At 67.4% G+C, this 14,252-nt stretch carries 11 protein-coding genes; 3 read left to right on the plus strand and 8 right to left on the minus strand.

Translation table 11 applies throughout. The features are described from left to right. Positions 1 to 2: 2 nt before the first annotated feature. Positions 3 to 344 (minus strand): response regulator, encoded by a 342-nt coding sequence (locus tag ACO07I_RS20700; protein WP_422010643.1) that lies wholly within the window; start codon positions 342 to 344, stop codon positions 3 to 5. Positions 345 to 483: 139 nt separating this feature from the next. Between ACO07I_RS20700 and ACO07I_RS20705 the strand changes: the two genes are divergently transcribed. After that, entirely contained in the window at positions 484 to 1,014 is a 531-nt protein-coding gene (locus ACO07I_RS20705) for a biliverdin-producing heme oxygenase (protein ID WP_422010645.1), read from the plus strand. Continuing rightward, positions 1,007 to 3,544: an HWE histidine kinase domain-containing protein gene (locus tag ACO07I_RS20710; protein WP_422010647.1), complete on the plus strand. Its 2,538-nt coding sequence runs from the start codon at positions 1,007 to 1,009 to the stop codon at positions 3,542 to 3,544. The genes ACO07I_RS20705 and ACO07I_RS20710 overlap by 8 nt, the downstream gene beginning before the upstream one ends. Here ACO07I_RS20710 and ACO07I_RS20715 read toward each other — a convergent pair. Together ACO07I_RS20715 and ACO07I_RS20720 are read right to left on the minus strand one after the other, a co-directional pair. Further along, positions 3,541 to 4,758 carry an MFS transporter gene (locus tag ACO07I_RS20715; RefSeq protein ID WP_422010649.1) on the minus strand — a complete coding sequence of 406 codons (1,218 nt, stop codon included), beginning with the start codon at positions 4,756 to 4,758 and terminating at the stop codon, positions 3,541 to 3,543. The genes ACO07I_RS20710 and ACO07I_RS20715 overlap by 4 nt on opposite strands. 2 nt (positions 4,759 to 4,760) lie before the next feature. Beyond that, entirely contained in the window at positions 4,761 to 5,711 is a 951-nt protein-coding gene (locus ACO07I_RS20720; RefSeq protein WP_422010651.1) for an SMP-30/gluconolactonase/LRE family protein, read from the minus strand. A 239-nt stretch (positions 5,712 to 5,950) separates the two neighbouring features. On the opposite strand from ACO07I_RS20720, the gene ACO07I_RS20725 reads away from it, so the two are divergent. Further along, complete coding sequence (locus ACO07I_RS20725) at positions 5,951 to 7,816, plus strand: dihydroxy-acid dehydratase (protein ID WP_422010653.1); 1,866 nt, start codon at positions 5,951 to 5,953, stop codon at positions 7,814 to 7,816. Between the two features lie 79 nt (positions 7,817 to 7,895). On the opposite strand, the gene ACO07I_RS20730 is transcribed toward ACO07I_RS20725, so the two are convergent. From ACO07I_RS20730 to ACO07I_RS20750, 5 genes are all read right to left on the minus strand, one after another. Then, complete coding sequence (locus ACO07I_RS20730) at positions 7,896 to 9,581, minus strand: hydantoinase B/oxoprolinase family protein (RefSeq protein ID WP_422010655.1); 1,686 nt, start codon at positions 9,579 to 9,581, stop codon at positions 7,896 to 7,898. Continuing rightward, on the minus strand, positions 9,578 to 11,644 hold the full coding sequence (locus ACO07I_RS20735) for a hydantoinase/oxoprolinase family protein (protein WP_422010657.1): 2,067 nt from the start codon (positions 11,642 to 11,644) through the stop codon (positions 9,578 to 9,580). The genes ACO07I_RS20730 and ACO07I_RS20735 overlap by 4 nt, the downstream gene beginning before the upstream one ends. A 2-nt stretch (positions 11,645 to 11,646) precedes the next feature. Next, entirely contained in the window at positions 11,647 to 12,624 is a 978-nt protein-coding gene (locus ACO07I_RS20740) for a Bug family tripartite tricarboxylate transporter substrate binding protein (RefSeq protein ID WP_422010659.1), read from the minus strand. A gap of 121 nt (positions 12,625 to 12,745) precedes the next feature. After that, entirely contained in the window at positions 12,746 to 13,894 is a 1,149-nt protein-coding gene (locus ACO07I_RS20745; protein WP_422010661.1) for an aminotransferase class V-fold PLP-dependent enzyme, read from the minus strand. A 111-nt stretch (positions 13,895 to 14,005) separates the two neighbouring features. Further along, the gene (locus ACO07I_RS20750; RefSeq protein WP_422010663.1) at positions 14,006 to 14,194 is read right to left on the minus strand and encodes a CsbD family protein; all 189 of its coding nucleotides are present in this window, start codon (positions 14,192 to 14,194) and stop codon (positions 14,006 to 14,008) included. Positions 14,195 to 14,252: the final 58 nt, after the last annotated feature.

Raw genomic sequence — 14,252 nt, forward strand, 5'->3', positions numbered from 1 at the left:
TTCTACAGGTGCGCGCGGGCGACGGCCAGCAGTCGCGGCGGCGGCACGGGCTTGCGCAGAAAGGTTGCGCCCGAGAGATCGGGTGGGACCGCTGCCGGATCGGTCGCTGAAACGAAGACGAAGGGCACGTTGCGCTCGCGCAGATGATTGGCCAGGGCGAAGGTCAGGCCGTCCGACACCTTGATGTCGAGAAAGCCGAAGTCCACGCGATCCGCTGCCAGATTCATGGCTTCGACGGTATTGGCGGCAACGAATGGCATGCACCCGAGTTGGTCCCGCACCAAGGCCGCCAGGTGGTCGGCCACCAGTTCATCGTCTTCGACAATGAGAACGTGCTTGCCCATGGTGAACGGCGAAACGCTTGGGCGCGGAGCAAGTTCCCGGGCGGGCGGCGACGAAACCTTTTTGGAATTTTAGCGTATTATGATCCAGATGCGGCGAGTCCTACCCAGCGCTGCGCCCGGACGACCCTCCGCCCGCCAGATGCTGCGTGCAGCGACAGCGGCTCTCCATGACGAGGTCGACGCGCGCTTTTCCGGTCCTTTCGAGACGGACAAGAGTGCCTATGCGGCGTTCCTGGTCGCGCTTGCCCGCGCCGTACGGCCGCTCGAGGCGGCGCTGGAGGAAGGCGGCGTGGAACGGATTCTTCCGGACTGGGCAGAGCGGCGGCGATCACAGGCGTTGGAGCGCGACCTCGAGATTCTCGCTGTTCCCGTGCCGGCTGCGATCCCCGTCGGGGTCACCCGCGATGAAGCCCGTGTCTATGGACGTCTCTATGTCCTGGAAGGGTCGCGCCTCGGCGGCCGGGTGCTGGTGAAGCGCGCCCTCGCGAACGCAGACCCGAAGGTGAGGGCGGCCACCAACTATCTCCGGCATGGGGTGGGGGCCGATTACTGGCGGGGCTTCCTGGAGCGTCTCGAACGTTCGGCGGCGGTGGCCGCGTCGCCCGAGCGGACCATGCTCGGGGCGCGCGAGGCTTTTGGATTGTTCAGGGAGCAGACGGAGCATGCCTGAACTCCTTACTCCGGCGGTCGACCTGACCAACTGCGATCGGGAACCAATTCACCTTCTGGGCGCCGTGCAGCCGTTCGGATTCCTGATCGCTCTCGATAGCACGCAGTGGATCATCACGCGGGTTTCGAGCAATGCCGCCGCCTGGCTGGGCGGCGGCCCGGCGGAACTGGTCGGCCGGCCGATCGAAGACGTTTTCACCCACGACGCCATTCACCTGATCCGGGGACAGCTCCAGACCGCGGTCTTCACCAGCACGGTTGCGCGCGCCTTCTCGGTCGCGCTGCTGAGAGACGGCTCGCGCTTCGACCTCGCCGTCCATGTCAATGAGGACACGATCGTCATCGAATGCGAACCCTGCATCGACGAGCAGGGCGTAAATTCGGGCGCGCTGGTGCGCGCCATGATCGCGCGCCTTCAGCAGACGTCGGACCTGAGGACGTTCTATCGGGTCGCAGCCCGAGAGATGCGTGGCCTCACCGGATTCGACCGGGTGATGGTATACCGCTTCGACCATGATGGTTCGGGCGAGGTGATCGCGGAATCAGCACGGGGCGGACTGGAGAGCTATCTCGGCCTGCACTACCCGGCCTCGGACATCCCGCAGCAGGCGCGCATCCTCTATGAGCGCAACTGGCTGCGCATCATTCCCGACGTTTCGGCCACGCCCGTACCGGTCGAGCCTGGGCTTGTCGGCGGCCGGCCGATCGACCTCTCGCTGAGCGTGCTTCGCAGCGTCTCGCCCATCCACATCGAGTATCTGCAGAACATGGGCGTCGGCGCATCCATGTCGGTGTCGATCCTGCGCGACGGAAAATTGTGGGGCCTGTTCGCCTGTCATCACTACGGGCGCCATACCGTACCGTTCGAACGGCGCACGGCGGCGGAGCTGTTCGGCCAGATGTTCTCGTTGCTGATGGAAAGCCGGGAGCGGGACGGCGAAGCCGCCTATGAAGCGCGCGCACGCAAGCTGCACAACCAGCTCGTGACCGTCATGGCGGCGGAAGCGACGCGCTTCGACAGCATCGTCTCCCATCTCGACGAAATTGCCGACCTCCTGTCCTGTGACGGGATCGGTGTATGGACACGCGGTCACGCCACCTTGCAAGGCATGGCGCCGACGCAGGACCAGTTCGTCGGCCTGATCGAGCATCTGACGCGTCGCGACCTGGGCGACGTGCTGGCCTGCCACGAGATTGCGGCCGAATACCCGCCAGGCCGCGACTTCGCCGACCGTGCGGCCGGCATGCTGGTGGTGCCCCTGTCGCGCCCGGCGCGAGACTTCCTCGTCTTCTTCCGCAAGGAGGTGGCGCGTTCGGTGACCTGGGCGGGCGATCCCAGCAAACCGGTCGCCGTCGGTCCACTCGGCGCGCGACTGACGCCGCGCAAGAGCTTCGAGCTGTGGCGCGAGACGGTGAGCGGCCAGTCGGCCCCCTGGCAGTCGGTCGACATCCGCATCGCCGAAAGCCTGCGCGTCAGCCTGCTCGAGGTCATTCTGCGCCTCTCCGACATCACCGAGGTTGAGCGCCGGCGGGCTCAGGAGCGGCAGGAACTGCTGATCGCCGAGCTCAACCACCGGGTCCGCAATATCCTGGGCCTGATCCGCGGCGTCATCTCGCAGAGCCGCGACCCCTCGCTCACGGTCGATGCCTTCACCGATGTGGTCGGTGGACGCATCCAGGCCCTGGCGCGCGCCCATGACCAGATCACCGCCGACAATTGGGGCCCCGCCTCGTTCCGCGGCCTCGTCGTTGCCGAGGCCGGCGCCTATCTGGGCGGCAAGGCCACGCGCGTCCGCCTGGCCGGGCCGGAGATGCTGCTGGAACCACAAGGCTTCACGACGGTCGCTCTGGTCATGCACGAGCTGATGACGAATTCCGCCAAGTACGGCGCGCTGAGCGACAGTACCGGCGCGATCGACATCGCGACCAGTCTCGATGCACAACGCAATCTGCACATCACCTGGACCGAACAGGGTGGGCCGCCGGTCAAGGCGCCGACGCGGCGCGGCTTCGGTTCGACCGTGATCGAGCGCTCCATTCCCTACGACCTGAAGGGCGAGGCGACCATCGACTACGAGGTGAGCGGCGTGCGCGCCCGTTTCGTGGTGCCAGCCGCCTATGTTCGTCTGGCGCCAGGGGCACTCGCGGAAGCGCCTGCCGAAGCCTCGCCCGAGGCAAGCGCCGCCGACCTGCCGAAGGACGTGCTGATCGTGGAGGACAACATGATCATCGCCCTCGACGCCGAGAGCTCGATCCTGCGGGCGGGCGTCGAGACGGTGCGGGTGGCCTCGAGCGTCGCCCAGGCAATGCAGACGATCGCCAGCCGGCCGCCGGACTTCGCCCTGCTCGACATCAATCTCGGCCGCGAGACCAGCTTCGTGGTCGCCGAGCATCTCGATTCGCTCGGCATCCCCTTCGTGTTCACCACCGGCTACGGCGAGGACATCGCCTTCCCGCCCAAGCTGCTGGGCATCCCGCGCATCCGCAAGCCCTACACCGGCGACGCGCTGCTGATGTCGATGCGGCGCTAACCCGTCGCGTAGACGTTGCGACGGTTCTGGCGGAACAGAAGCCACCAGGCCACCGCGCCGTTCAGCAGGTTCCAGGCGATGCCGTTGATGAAGGCGGCGCGGTAGGAGCCGGTCATGTCGAACAGCACGCCGCCCATCCAGCCGCCCAGCGCCATGCCGATCAGGGTCGATGAGATGGCGAGGCCGACCCGGAAGCCGGCTTCCTGTGGCGGGAAATACTCGCGCACGATGATGGCGTAGGACGGCACGATGCCGCCCTGGAACAGGCCGAACATCGCCGAGGCGAGGTAGAGCGAGGTGACCGAATCGTCGACGAGATAGAAGACCAGCGCCACGCATTGCAGGGTCGAGCCCAGCAGCAGGGTCTTCACGCCGCCGACCCGGTCGGCGATCCAGCCCGAGGCGATGCGGCTCACGATGCCGAAGCCCAGCATCAGCGACAGCATCTCAGCACCACGCGCCACGCCGTAGCCCAGGTCGGCGCAGTAGGCGACGATATGGACCTGCGGCATCGACATGGCGACGCAGCAGCCGATGCCCGCGACGACCAGCACCGCCTGCAGCGCGTTCGGCGACAGGCCGAGCGAACGCGGCGAATGGGCAGCGGCACCGGGCGTTCCTGCGGCGCCAGTCATCTGCTCCTGCGGCGGCTTGCGGCGGAGCGTCAGGGCCAGCGGGATCATCGCCACGAAGCACAGCGCGCCGGCGGCCCAATAGGTGACCCGCCAGCCGTGATCGTGGATCAGCATCTGGATGATCGTCGGCCAGATCGCGCCGGCCAGATAGTTGCCGGAGGCGGCGATGGCCACCGCGATGCCGCGCCGCCGGTCGAACCAATGCGAGATATCGGCGACCAGCGGCGCGAAGGTCGCGGCCGAGCTGAAGCCGATCAGCACCTGCACCGCGGCGAACAGGGGCAGCGCCGTCGCCAGCGGCGCCAGCGCGAAGCCCAACGCCAGGCCGGTGGCGCTCAGCAACGCGGTGAGGACGATGCCGCGCTTGTCGACAAGTTTGCCCCAGGTGACGCCGCCGGCGAAGAAGCCCAGCGTGTTCATCGTATAGGCGAAGGAAATGTCGGCGCGGGTGATGCCGAGATCCTGCTGGATCGACGGCAGGGCCACGACGAGGCACCACATGCCGATGCCGCCGACCGTGCTCAGGGTCACGCTGGCGGCAAGACGCCACCAGGCATAGCTCGACTCGACTCCGGACATGATCAGCCGCCGAGCGCGCCTTGTGTGTTGACGTAGAGCGCGTAGAGCGAGTGGCTGGCCGCCATGAACAGGCGGTTGCGGTAGCGCCCGCCGAAGCAGACGTTGGCGCAGCGCTCGGGCAGGTCGATATGGCCGATCGGCTTGCCCGCCGGATTGAAGATGCGCACGCCGTCGAGCTCGGCCGAGCCCATGCCCCAGCCGCACCAGAGGTTGCCGTCGACATCGACCCGGAAGCCGTCGGGCGAGCCGCCGGGCCCGGCATCGATCAGCACCGAGCCCTTGCCCAGCGTCGTCTCGTTGCCGTCGCCGACGACGTCGTAGGAGAGGATCGTGCGATGCGGTTCGGCGCGGGAGGCCACGACATAGAGCTTCTTCTCGTCGGGCGAGAAGGCCAGGCCATTGGGGCCGGGAATGTCGTCGACCATCATGGCGAGCTTTCCGGTCGTCGGATCGAGCCGGTAGACGGCGGGCCTGTTCTCGCTCTCTTCCTTGTGGCCTTCGTAGTAGCCCAGGATGCCAAACGTGGGATCGGTGAACCAGATCGAGCCGTCCGACTTCACCACCACGTCGTTGGGCGAGTTGAGCGGCTTGCCGTTGAAGGAATCGGCCAGGACGGTGATCGCGCCATCATACTCGAAGCGGACGACGCGGCGGGAATCATGCTCGCAGGCGATCAGCCGGCCGCGCCGGTCGCGCGTATGGCCGTTGGCGTTGTTGGAGGGCTTGCGGAAGATCGAGACGTTGCCCGTCTCCTCGTCCCAGCGCAGCACCCGGTTGTTGGGAATGTCGCTCCACAGCAGGTAGCGGCCGTCACCGAACCAGACGGGTCCCTCGGACCAGCGGCAGCCCGTATAGAGCCGCTCGACCGAGGCCAGCACCAGCCGGTACTGGTTGAACGACGGGTCGAGCACGCGCACGGCCGGATCCGGATAGCGCTCGCTGGGCTGCCACATCTTGGTTTCCTCTTTCATTGCTCGCGCCGAAGCCGGGCACCGCGTTTCGCGCGAGCATGCCTGCCCGACGGTCGGGAGCCAAGGACGAACGCGGCGAACACCAGGTTCCGGGGAGCGGTTTCGGGCCGGACAAGCCCTCGAAGAAATCGCGAGAACGGCGTGGCGGGCCTGTGATATACCGCCGGACCCGTCCGCCGCGCAGGCGGGCCAATGTTTGCAAGCCCCAGGGGATGGTTGTGATGAAGCCGAGCTTTGTGACGATTGACCGACATCCTGGCCGCTCCACCCAGACCATCGGTGTGGCCCGCGCGCTCGGAACCGATCCGGATCTCATTCACGAGCCGTCGGTCGGCGTCGTCGGCACCAAGGGCGACAGCCAGTGCTACCTGGGCGTCCTGTCGAAGGTCGAGGCGATCCACGCCCAGCTCAAGGTACGCATCGGCACGGGCCCCAACCAGCTCAAGATGCGGCTGGTCCAACCCGAGTACACGATTGCCACCTCCGACGGCATCCGCAACGGCACGCGCGAAATGCGCTACTCGCTGATCGGCCGCGAGGTGACGCAGGACGCGCTGTGCGAGCATCTGAGCGCCACCGGCCTGGCCGGCACCATCGCCGTGGTCGCCTGCGACAAGCCGCCGGTCGGCACGCTCTCGGCCCTGCTCGAGCACAACCTGCCTTCGATCATCATGTCGGACGGACCGATCCATCCGGGCAAGGATCCGAACACCGGCGAGGCGCTCGACATCGTGAGCGCCTACCAGGTGGCCGGCCATCCCGATCCGGAATACCGGCACCACATCGCCTGCCATGCCTGTCCGGGCTACGGCAGCTGCGGCGGCATGTTCACCTACAACACCATGCAGACCTTCATCGGCGTGGTCGGCATGCAGCCGCTGCACATGGTGGCGCCGCCGTCCGACGATCCGCGTCGCACCGGCGAATTCGCCGCCGAGCTGGTCGATCTGCTGGCCAACCTGATCGCGAAGGACCTGAAGCCGCGCGACATCGTCGTGCGCGATTCGATCCGCAACGCGGTGATCGTGGCGATGGCGATCGGCGGCTCGACCAACGTGGTGCTGCACGCGCCGGAAATCGCCCGCGCCGCCGGCTTCGGCGACTTCTGGAAGGACGTCATGACGCCGGAGGAGTTCAACTACCTCTCGCAGCATGTCGTGCCGGTGCTCACCGATGCGCGGCCCTACGGCAAGTATTCCATGGTCGACATCGACGAAGTCGGCGGCGTGCAGGTCATCGTGCGCGAGCTGCTCGAGGCCGGCCTGCTGAACGGCAACGTGCTGACCTGCACCGGCGAGACGCTGGCGCAGCAGGTCGAGCGGCTGGGTGCCAAGAAGGCCGACGGCCGCGTGATCTATCCGGTCGAGAAGCCCTACAAGCCGACCGGCGGCCTGCGCATGCTGGGCGGCAACCTGTCGCCGGACTTCTCCGCGATCCTGAAGCTCGCGGGCGTCGAGGGCGGCCTCGAGGACAACCTGTTCCGCGGCCGCGCCCGCGTGTTCGAGGGCGAGCAGGGACTGCTCAAGGCGCTCGACGAGACGCCGGAGACCTTCCAGAACCACGACATGATCATCGTGCGCTACGAGGGACCGAGCGGCGCGCCCGGCATGCCGGAAATGCTCGATCCGACCTCGCGCATCACGACGCTCTGCCGCGAACGCAACATCGTCGTGGCGCTGATGACCGATGCGCGCTTCTCGGGCGGCTCGGTCGGCCTCGTGATCGGCCATGTCGGGCCTGAGGCCGCCATCGGCGGCCCGATCGCGCTGATCGAGGATGGCGACGAGATCGTGGCCGACCTCAACGTCAACGAGCTCAACTGCACGGCGCTCAAGGACCCGGCGGTCTACGCCAAGCGCAAAGCGGCGTGGGACAAGGTGGTCGCGGGCAACGGCGGCATCCATCCCAATTGCGGCATCGCCGACACGCGCCTGCTCCATCGCGCGCGCACGAGCGCGGTGCCGGCGACGCGCGGCGGCGGCCTGCATCCCAACCGCGAGGTCTGGGTCCGCGCGCCGCGCAAGGCCGAGCGCCAGGACTTCAAGCTGCGCAACAAGCACCGCCCTGAGTTCGACAAGAGCTTCTGACGGGACTTCATTGGAGCGCGCCACTCCAGTGGCGCTGTTCCCATTCTGAGCGCCACTGGAGTGGCGCGCTCCAAACGAGTCAGTCGCCCTCGATGCCGTAGGCCACCCTGGCCGCTTCCTCGCTGACCAGGCCGAGCCGGACGTCGCGTTTGATGGCGTCGGGATCGCGCTTCGCGGGATCGCCGTAGCCGCCGCCGCCGGGCATCTCGACCACCAGGCGCTCGCCGGCCGGAATGGTCTGGAAGCCCTTGGCCTTAAGCTCCTGGCCCGAGGCCAGCGACAGGCGGCCGTTGGCGCCGGCCTGTCCACCGTCGCGTCCACGCGCCGGATACTTCACGCGTTCGAAGGTGGCGAAGATGCCGAACGGGGCGCCTTCGCGGTGCTCGACCTCCATCACCTGTCCGAGGCCGCCACGCTGCGCGCCGGGGCCACCCGAGTCCTGGCGGTATTCCTTCTTCCACACGACGACGGGGGCGATGGTCTCGGTGATCTCGACCGGCACATTGCGCACGCCCGACGGGAACGGCGTTGCCGAGAGCCCGTCGAGCGTCGGCCGGGCGCCCGCGCCGCCGGAATGAAAGGTCGTCACCATGAAGGGACGGCTGTTGCCAATCGTTCCCGTCATGCCGTGGCCGGCGCCGAGCTTCAGGTTCCAGAGGTTGGACGTGCCTTCGGCCGGCACCTGTCCCGGGATGACCTGATGCAGAGCGTCGAAACAGACATCGGGCAGCATGTGGCCGATCGTGCTGCGCGCGTTCACCGCGGCGGGACGGAGCGCGTTGACGATGGTGTTTTCCGGTGCCGTGACCAGGATCGAATCGAGCGTGCCGGCATTGTTGGGAATGGTCGGTGCCACGATGCACTTGATGCCAAAGGCGGTGTAGGCCTCGGTGTAGCACATCGGCGAATTGATGCCGTAGATCGACGAGCCCGAGGTGCCGGCATAGTCGACCGAGATGTGATCGGGATGGATCGTGACGGCGGCATGCAGGTCGATCGGCGCGTCGTATCCGTCGATCCGCATATGGCCCTTCCAGGTGCCGCGCGGCAGCTTGGAGATGGCCGCGATCATGCCGGCGCGGCTCTTGTCGATGATGTGCGTGCCCAGCTCGTCGAGACTGTCGATGGCGTGCTCGGCCATCATGTCGGACAGCCGCTTCTCGCCGATGCCGTTGCAGCCGATCAGCGCGTGGATGTCGCCCTCGACCTGTACCGGCTCGCGCACGTTGGCGCGCACGATGCGCATCACGCTCTCGTCGATCACGCCCTTGCGCATCAGCGGCAGCAGCGGCAGGAACAGGCCCTCGTGGAAGACCTGCCGCCCGTCGGGCGACTGGCCGAGACCGCCGATGTCGACCACATGCGTGGTGCAGGAGAACAAGGCCACCAGCTTGCCGTTATGGAAGGCAGGCGAGGTGACGACGATGTCGTAGAGATGGCCGGTGCCCTTCCACGGATCGTTGGTGACGTAGGCATCGCCCGGCTTCATCGTCTCGACCGGGAATTCGCGAATGAAGTGGATGACGCTTCGCGCCATCGAGTTCACGTGACCCGGCGTGCCGGTCACGGCCTGCGCCAGCATGCGACCCTCGAGGTCGAACACGCCGGCCGAAATGTCTCCGGCCTCGCGCGCGCTGGTCGAGAAGGCGGTGCGCACCAGCGCCCGCGCCTGCTCTTCCACGACGGAGAGAAGGCGGTTCCACATCACCTGCAGCCGGATGTCGGCCAGTGGCGACTTGGACGGCGATTTGGGAGACGTGCTCATGCGCGGTCCTCCAGGACGATCTGGCCCACTTGGTTGATCTGGGCGATGAAGCCGGCGGGAACGACGGTGGTGGTGCCGTCCTCGACGATCAGCGCCGGTCCGTCGAACGACATGCCGGGCGTCAGCGCCTTGCGTTCGTGGAGGGCTGCCCGCTCCAGGAGACCGCTCACGGGATCGAACACCTCGCGATGGCCTGCCGGGGCAGGCGGGGCGATCGTCGCGACCGGCTTTGCCGGCAGCGGCAGGGGCCGGTCGGTGCCGATCGACAGCGTCCAGGTCAGGGCTTCGACTTCGAGCTTGGGAATGGCGCGGCCAAACACCTGCTCGTAGGTCGCCTCGAAGCGGCGGCGCAGGTCGCCCGCGGCATTCGCGGCAAACGGTTCGTTCGGCAGCGGCACGGCGATCTCATGGCCCTGGCCGCGATAGCGCATGAAGGCCTGGCGCGATTCGACCAGCGTCTCGCCCGGCGCCGCCGGCCGCACGACGGCCTCGGCCTCCGCGCGCATGGCGGCAAACAGCTCGTTCAGCATCTTCGCGTCGAACAGGTCGAGCCTGACGTGGCGCGTCCTCACCACCTCGTAGGCGATGGAGGCGCGCAGGAAGCCGAAGGCCGAACCGACGCCGGCGCCCACCGGCACGATGACCCGCCTCATGCCGAGCTTGCGGGCGAGTCGCGCGGCATGCAGCGGCGCGGCGCCGCCGAACGCGATCAGCGTGCGGTCGGCTGTGTCCTTGCCGTTCTCGACGGCATGCACGCGGGCCGCGCTCGCCATGGTCTCGTCGACGATCTCCGCCACACCGGCCGCCGCGCCCTGGGCATCGGTGCCGAGCGGGCCGGCCAGCGCCTGCAGCGCGGCCTCGGCCTTGTCGCGATGAAGGGGAATGGCGCCACCGGCGAAGCGCGTCGGATCGAGGCGTCCCAGCGCGGTATCGGCGTCGGTCACGGTGGGTTCCGCACCGCCACGTCCGTAGCAGGCCGGACCGGGTACGCTGCCGGCGGAATCGGGGCCGACCTGGATGCGCCCCAGCGCGTCGAGGCGGGCGATCGAGCCGCCACCGGCGCCGATCTCGACCAGCTCGATGACGGGGATGCGCACGGGCAGGCCGGAGCCCTGCACGAAGCGATAGGCGCGCGCCACTTCGAACTGACGCGAGCGCTGCAGCTCGAGATCGTCGAGCAGGGTGAGCTTGGCGGTGGTGCCGCCCATGTCGAAGGCGACGGCCTTGCGCGCGTCGTTCTCGGCCGCGACCGCACGGGCCAAGATGGCCCCGCCGGCCGGCCCGGATTCGACCAGACGCACCGGGTAGCGCCGCGCCGTATCGACCGTGGTGATGCCGCCCGAGGACATCATCAGCAGCAGGGGCGCCGCGATGCCCTCCTTCTTGAGGTCGGTCTCGAGCTGGCCGAGATATCCCTCCATGCGCGGCAGGACATAGGCGTTGGCGATGGTCGTCGAGGTCCGTTCGTATTCGCGGATCTCGGGACAGACCTCGCAGGACAGCGAGACGGCCACGCCCGGCAGTTCCTCCGCGAGGATGGCGCCGGTGCGGCGCTCATGGGTCTCGTTGGTGAAGCTGTGCAGGAAACAGACCGCGACGGCCTCGATCTTCTCGGCTCGCAGCTGAGCGGCGACGCGGCGCACCGCCTGCTCGTCGAGCGCCAGCAACACCGTCCTGTCGGACGCCACGCGCTCCGGCACGCCGAAGCGCAGGTCGCGTGACACCAGCGGCTGCGGCCGCTCCATCTGGATGTCGTACTGCTCGAAGCGATGTTCCCAGGCCATCTCGACGGAATCGCGGAAGCCCTCCGTGGTGATCAACGCCGTCCGCGCGCCCTTGCGCTCGATCAGGGCATTGGTCGCCAGGGTGGTTCCATGAACGACGAGCGTCACGTCCTGCGGCCGGCACTTCGCTTCGGCCAGGATGGCGCGCACGCCTTCCAGCACGGCGCGCTCGGGCGCATCGGGCGTGGTCAGGACCTTGGTGGCATGGGATGTCGAACCGGTTTCGAGAACGACGTCGGTGAACGTGCCGCCGATATCGACGGCCAAACGGGAGGACATGCTTACTCGTCGATCTTGATGTTGCCCTTGCGTACCACGTCGCCCCAGGTGACGGAATCGCGCTTCAGGAAGGCCACGTATTCGGCAGGCGGCAGGAGGGCCGGCGTGAGACCGCTCTCGTCGTACTTCTTCTTCACATCGGGTTCGGCCAGGACCTTGGAGATGGCGGCGTAGAGCCGGTCGACGATCGGCTTCGGCACACCGGCAGGAGCCGCGAGCCCGTACCAGTTCTCCGCCTCGTAGCCCTTCACCGCCTCGGCGATTGCCGGCGTGTCGGGCAGGACGGGCCAGCGCTCCGGCGAGGTCACGGCCATGGCGCGTGCCTTGCCGCTGCGGATCAGGCCCAGCGTCGCGGGATCGCCGAAATAGGCATCGACGATACCAGCCGCCAGGTCGTTCAGCGCCGGGCCGGTACCGCGATAGGGAACGTGGATCATCTTCAGGCCGGACATCTGGGTGAAGAGCTCGCCCGCGAGATGCTGGCTGGTGCCGATGCCGCCCGAAGCCCAGCGCAGCTCCTGCTTCTTCGCAAGCTCCATGAATTCCGGGAGCGTCTTGGCGGGCAGGTCATTTCGCACCGCCAGGATGAAGGGCATGCGCACCAGCCGCGTGATCTGGGTGAGCGCCATCGGATCGTAGGGCATCTTGGCGCGCAGGTGCGGGCCGGCGGTCAGCGTGCCGGCACCCGTGAGGGACAGTGTGTAGCCGTCGGGCGCGGCATGCGACATCGCCTCGACGCCGATAATGCCACCGGCGCCGCCCTTGTTCTCGATGATGATGGTCTGCCCGAGTTCCTTCGACAGGGGCTCCATCATCAGCCGCGCCGTCAGGTCGACACCACCGCCCGGCGGGAAGGGGACGATCATCTTGATCGGCCGCTCGGGATACTTGCCCTGCGCGGAGGCGGCGCGAGCGATGAACGGTGAGGCGAGCGTCGTGACGAGCAGCTGCTGCAGAATGTGTCGACGAGTGTTACGCAAGAACCAGTCCCCCTGTTACGCGCGCCGGCCTCGACTGTTCGTCACGCCGGCACCGGTCGCTCGAATGCAATCGGGATGCCATCGCCGCCCGTGCTGCGCGAAGATGCGCCGTGAAGGTTCTCTACAGCGCGACCTTCATGAACACGTCGACGAACCGATCGACATCCTGCTCGTCGTTGTACACGTGAGGGCTGATGCGCAGGCGGCCGAGACGCGGCGCGGCGTAGACGTCTTCGGCGGCGAGCTTCTGCGGCAGGTCGTCGTCCATGCCCTTGGGGAATTGCAGGCAAAGCAGGTGTGGGGCGCGGAGCTTGCGGTCGATCACGCGTACGCCGGAGTTGGCGAGACCCTCGGCCAGGCGGTCCGTCAGCATCGCGAGCCGCGCGACGATGGGATCATTGCCCCAGCCCGCCATCATTTCCATGCCGACCGCCGCCATTTCGAGCGTGATGAAATGGTCGCGCTCGCCCATGTCGTAGCGGCGCGCGCCCTCGGCATAGGAAAGATCGCGGAAATAGACCTTCTGCTCGGCAGCCACGCCCTTGCGCGCCGGTGCCGTCTGTTCCAGCGGCACGCCGTTCTGGCGGCGCTTGGCCACGTACATGAAGGCGCGGCCATAGGGGCCGAGCACCCACTTGTAGGTCGGGAAGATCAGGAAATCGGGATCGAGCGTCTTCACGTCGATGCGGCGGACGCCGGCGTCATGCGTCGCATCGACCAGGAACGCCGCTCCTTCCTGCCGGGCCGCCTCGGCGATGCGCGGGAGATCGAGGGCGCCGCCGTCCGACCAGTGGACGGAGGAGATCGAGACCAGCGAAAGTGGGGCTGCACCCTTGCGGGACATTGCCTCCAGCACTGCCGAGGTCCAGTCGCCATCGCCCGGCTGCTTCACCTGCTCGACGGTGAATCCACCTTGTTCGGCGCGACTCATCCATTCCAGAACCGGCGAGGTATGGTCGTCCTGCAGCACCAGTACGCGGCTGCCGCGCGGAAGACTCATCACCTTGCCGGCGGTCGAAACGCCGTAGCCGACTGACGGGATCAACGCGACGTCGAGGGGATCGGCACCGATCAAGGCCGCCGCCGCACGCCGCGCGCGCTCGTACTGCTTGGGCATGAAATCGGGTTCGAGCTTCCAGGGCTGCCCTTTGCGCGCGACGCCGATGCGGCCTGCTTCCTGGACCGCGAGCGGCAGCGGGCTCCACGCAGCGGCATTGAGGAAGCAGACGTCGCGCGGAATGTCGAAGAGTTCGCGTTGGCAAGGAAGCATTGGGACCGCCATCTGGGAGACGGCGCAACCTAGGCCAAACGCAGAGCAAGAAAAAGGACGTCCGTCTTGCGACGAACGCCCCGATTTCTTGCGGACGAAGAGACCTCGGCGTTAGCCGTCGATCGCCTTCTTCAGCACTTCCTTGGTCTTGCCGACGGCCTGCTGGGCTTCGCCCTTGCGCTCCTGGATCACGCCTTCGACCTGCATCTTGTCGCTGTCGACCATCTTGCCGATGCCCTGCTTGGCATTGCCGACGGCCTCGTTGGTGACGCCCTTGATCTTATCGGTGGTGCTGCTCATGGCCTTCTCCTCTGTCGAAAGTTGTGCAGGCTCAACGCCAACCCTCGTCGAGCGTTGC

Source organism: Reyranella sp. (genome assembly GCF_965227665.1).
Lineage (GTDB): Bacteria > Pseudomonadota > Alphaproteobacteria > Reyranellales > Reyranellaceae > Reyranella.

Excerpts from the sequence above, each read along its gene's own strand:
- ACO07I_RS20715 (WP_422010649.1), bottom strand. The coding sequence starts at position 4,758 with ATGTCCGGAGTCGAGTCGAGCTATGCCTGGTGGCGTCTTGCCGCCAGC.
- ACO07I_RS20710 (WP_422010647.1), top strand. The coding sequence starts at position 1,007 with ATGCCTGAACTCCTTACTCCGGCGGTCGACCTGACCAACTGCGATCGG.
- ACO07I_RS20730 (WP_422010655.1), bottom strand. The coding sequence starts at position 9,581 with ATGAGCACGTCTCCCAAATCGCCGTCCAAGTCGCCACTGGCCGACATC.
- ACO07I_RS20725 (WP_422010653.1), top strand. The coding sequence starts at position 5,951 with ATGAAGCCGAGCTTTGTGACGATTGACCGACATCCTGGCCGCTCCACC.
- ACO07I_RS20700 (WP_422010643.1), bottom strand. The coding sequence starts at position 344 with ATGGGCAAGCACGTTCTCATTGTCGAAGACGATGAACTGGTGGCCGAC.
- ACO07I_RS20735 (WP_422010657.1), bottom strand. The coding sequence starts at position 11,644 with ATGTCCTCCCGTTTGGCCGTCGATATCGGCGGCACGTTCACCGACGTC.
- ACO07I_RS20745 (WP_422010661.1), bottom strand. The coding sequence starts at position 13,894 with ATGCTTCCTTGCCAACGCGAACTCTTCGACATTCCGCGCGACGTCTGC.
- ACO07I_RS20720 (WP_422010651.1), bottom strand. The coding sequence starts at position 5,711 with ATGTGGCAGCCCAGCGAGCGCTATCCGGATCCGGCCGTGCGCGTGCTC.
- ACO07I_RS20750 (WP_422010663.1), bottom strand. The coding sequence starts at position 14,194 with ATGAGCAGCACCACCGATAAGATCAAGGGCGTCACCAACGAGGCCGTC.
- ACO07I_RS20705 (WP_422010645.1), top strand. The coding sequence starts at position 484 with ATGCTGCGTGCAGCGACAGCGGCTCTCCATGACGAGGTCGACGCGCGC.